General features: G+C 55.3%; 1 protein-coding gene. It reads left to right on the top strand.

The features are described 5' to 3' along the window. On the top strand, positions 1 to 1,974 hold a 1,974-nt coding region (locus tag BLU47_RS14390; protein ID WP_176780614.1), incomplete at both ends, for a C10 family peptidase.

The following is a 1,974-nucleotide window of genomic DNA, read 5'->3' as shown; positions in this document are numbered from 1 at the left end:
GTCAGCCGTCAGGAGGCGATGGACCGTGCCATTCAGTTCCTGCAGTCCGCTCCTGCCCAGGGCAGCACCCGTAGGGCTATGACGACAACACCCCAACTGAACGAGGTGGCAACCGGTTTGAACCATCTCTACGTGTTTAATGTCGATGGCGGAGGTTACGTCATCACCAGTGGCGACGAGCGGGCCGTCTCCGTGTTAGGCTATAGCACCACGGGAACTCTCGACTGGCAGCACATGCCCGAGAACATGCGCTACTGGCTGCAGTCGTATAACGAGGCCATTGCCAAGATTGCCCAGAGCAACCTGCCGGCAGCTGCTCCGAGACAGCGTGCCGCACGTCCTGCCATTCAGCCTATGGTGACATGCCCCTGGAGCCAGGACCCCGTCTTCAACGACGATTGTCCCATGTACACTGGTAAGGCTGCTGCCGGGCAGGGAAAGCGATGCGTCACCGGCTGTACGGCAACAGCCATCGCACAGGTGATGTACTACCACAAGTGGCCGAAGGAGGCTACCACAGCCATCCCGGGCTACAAATACGAGGTCAGCAACGTTCAGGAGGGGCTGAAGGAGGACTTCGATTTGCCGGAGTTGCCTGCCACCACCTTCGACTGGGACAACATGCGCGACAAGTACCTGGACGCGTCGGGCGGTGTGCTGTCTGACGTGACTCCTGCCCAGCGCAAGGCCGTAGCCACACTGATGCGCTACGTTGGTCAGATGTTGAACATGAGCTACAGCCCTGAGATATCGTTGTCATTCCACGACCCGGCCGTAGAGCTGTTGCCCAAGTACTTCAACTACGACAAGGGCCTCCGTAGTATCTTCCGCTACGACTATACCATTGACGAATGGGAAAACACCATCTACAACGAGCTGGCAGCCAAACGGCCGGTGGTCTATGGCGCTATGACGGGTGCCGGTGGCGGACACACCTTCGTCTGCGACGGCTATGACGGACAGGGACTGTTCCACATCAACTGGGGCTGGGCAGGCGATGGCGACAACTACTTCTCGCTGTCGGTACTCGATGCCAAAAGCTACAGCCAAACTGTCTCCGCCGGCAACGACTTCAACCTGAGCCAGACGGCGCTCATCGGCATCCAGAAAGAGAATGGAGGTACGGGTGTAGGACTGCCGGAGCTGAAGATGCCGATGTTCCCCTACACCATTACGGAAAATAAGGAGAAATACGAAATCACCCTCAGTCTGATTTACTTCAGCGCGGCCTATCCTACGGCCACATTCGAGGTAGACCTGTTTGAGAAGAAGGGCGACCAGTGGGAGCAATTCACGCTAGGCAGTGAGCCCGTAAACTTGAAGACGGGAGTCGATGGCACTTATATCTTTACTTACTACAAGTCCACCAACGATCCCGACTGCCAGAAGAACCTCTATGTCCGCTACCGCTATAAGGGCGCTGACAACAAGTATGGTGACTGGACGCTGCTGACTAAGAGCCAGTATATAGAATATAAGGTCAGCAACAAAAAGCTGACGCTGACGGGCTACCCTGTGCTTAACCAGACAAACTTCCAGATGAAAGGCGCCAAAGTCACTCGCGGAACGGGAAATCTCAAGACAACCTGCGAAATCACGCTGACCGTCGAGAACAAGGGCGCCGAGTTCAACGGAGCCTTCTCGCTCGTTCCTTATTTTATAGGTAATGACAAAGCCGAGGATGCCTACAAACTCATCGATGCCGATAATCCCAAGACCACGTATGTCAAATATGATGACCTGTCGGTGGGTGCGTTCCTCAGAGCCAACAGTACGACGCCCGTGAAGTTTATTTTCACACCGAAAGATGAGGGCACCTACCTGTTCCTGCTCTACGATAAGGCACAACCCGAAAACGATCTGGGCTATTTCAATATGGACTTCCCTGCCGAGGTGACGGGAATAGAAAGTCTCACCCCCGACCCCTCTCAAGAAAAGGGAGCCTGGTATGACCTGCAGGGACGCAAAATGGTA

It is taken from the genome of Prevotella sp. tc2-28, assembly GCF_900107705.1.
Lineage (GTDB): Bacteria > Bacteroidota > Bacteroidia > Bacteroidales > Bacteroidaceae > Prevotella.
Note: the sequence above shows the minus strand (reverse complement) of the source record. Positions and strands in the feature narration are given on the sequence as shown.